Source organism: Rhodococcus sp. T2V (assembly GCF_029269925.1).
Lineage (GTDB): Bacteria > Actinomycetota > Actinomycetes > Mycobacteriales > Mycobacteriaceae > Rhodococcus_F > Rhodococcus_F koreensis.
Genome location: NZ_JARJBD010000257.1, coordinates 1 through 1966, shown reverse-complemented (window position 1 = coordinate 1966; position 1966 = coordinate 1). Strand labels below are relative to the sequence as shown.

Below are 1966 nucleotides of genomic sequence, written 5' to 3'. Positions count from 1 at the left end.
AAATGGCCGGCGGCGACGAACTCGAAGCACTCACCCACGAACTCCGGCGCTAGGACACCCCGTCCCCGGTCCGCATCGACACTGCACCGCCCCGAATTGTCGGGGCGGTGCAGTCGTGTGCGGATACTCCTGAATCACCGTCAGGGCATGTTGTAGGGAGTGATGATCCGGATCGGCGACATCACCGTGGTCACGCCCGACAGCCCGCCACGTCCCTGAATCAGCATGCGGCAGGCCAGGTTTGCGTCCGACCGCAGGTCGTGATCGAGGACGGCCGAGATCTTCTTGTCGCGGAGCAACTGCTTGTTGTCCCGATCGAGGTCGTGGGCGATGAAAACGCGGTAGCGGCGGCCGAGCTTCTCGAAGGCGCGCACGGTCGCCATGTTGCCGCCACCGATCGAGTAGACCGCCTCGATGCCCGGGTTGCGTTCGAGCGCGTCGAGGACGAGACGCTCAACCGTCGTGTCGATGCCCTCGCTCTCGGAGATGTCGATCAGTGTCCGCTGAGAGCCGCTCCCCCCGACACCGCCCGAGCGGCGCAGCGCACCGCGGAATCCCATCTCGCGCTCCTCTTCGCCGCGAAACGCGTTGCTACTCAAAGTAACGAGGACACTGGACGCGCTGTCGCACAGCCATTGCTCGAGCAGGTAGGCGGCTGTCTCCCCCGCCGCCCGATTCTCGATTCCGACATAGCCGACCCGACTGCTGTTCGGCACGTCGGTGGCGTAGGTGACGACGGGGATCCCCGCCTCGGTGAGCCGGTCGATGGCGTCGGAGACCTCGGTGGTGTCGGGCGCCTTGACGATGACACCCTGCGAAGGACGTGTGACGAGCTTGTCGAGCGTCTCGACCATGGCAGGCACCGAGCCGGTCTCCCGGAAGTGAAAGCGGGTCCGGACCACGGCAGGGGCGAGGGACGGCAGTTCCGCCTCCACCGCCTCGCGGAACGCCCCGGAGAATCGGGGCGGCGCCTGCATGACGACGTCGAAGAGGTACTTACGCCCGGCCAACCGCAGCTGGGAACGCTGTTTGTCCAGGTCAGCGATCGCTTGCGCGACTTCTGCGCGGGTTCCCTCACGCACCCCCGGGCGGTTGTGAAGCACGCGGTCGACGGTCGCCTCGCTGAGGCCGGCCTGCTGGGCGATCTCCCGAACCTTGTAACGACTGTGCGCCACAACTTCTCCCTCGAGGTGAAAATGATGGATGATGCCAACCGATTGAGGCACGTACCCCAGCAAGATTAGCAGGAATACACGAAAGATGCTCCCCATGAACAACTCCCGCACCGGCACCGCTGATGCTGGTCGGCCACCCCGGCGGACCGCACATGACGTATCCCCAACTGGTGGCCCGAGCCCGGCACGCACCGCGGAGGGCTTAGCCGTGACCAAACCGCGCATCAACGGGCCCTGGACCTGTTCGACGCCCTCGGTCCAGGGAGAAGACGCTGCACGCCGATACGGACGGGCACACCGGCGTCCCCCAGCTACCCTTTGCCCGGTACCGGCGTCCCCCAGCTACCCTTTGCCCGGTACTTGAAGCAGGGCAGGACGCCGCTCATCGGAGACCGGCACCCTCCCGTTTTCGACGGTCGAACGTATTCGTACTCGCAGCAGCCCCGGGCCGACGGTATTCGTCTGCCCCCGGGGTTACGAGCCGTCAATGCAACGTCCGTGGTTCCTCGTATCGGTGAGTGGCCCCCGGTCGCGCAGAGACTGCCTCTTCGCTTGCTGAACGTAGACCGGGAAGCGGGGACCCTGTAGCGCACGGGGTGCGCCGTGCTGAACATGCATCGGCACAGACGAATTGAGGAAATCCCCTTGACTCGAACTGGTGTTCGATCTAGTCTTGATGCATGGGGGACGGGGAGAGAACTCAGGGGGCGTTGCCGGACGGTGATCCGGCGGACATCGACACGCTGCGGTTGACCGAGGCGCAGTTGCTCGAGACGGTGCTGGCGGTGTCC

At 65.5% G+C, this 1966-nt stretch carries 1 protein-coding gene; it reads right to left on the bottom strand.

Going from position 1 to position 1966, the window contains the following annotated elements:
- Positions 1 to 140 precede the first annotated feature (140 nt).
- Positions 141 to 1175: a LacI family DNA-binding transcriptional regulator gene (locus P3H15_RS53690; protein WP_276144773.1), complete on the bottom strand. Its 1035-nt coding sequence runs from the start codon at positions 1173 to 1175 to the stop codon at positions 141 to 143.
- Positions 1176 to 1966 lie beyond the last annotated feature (791 nt).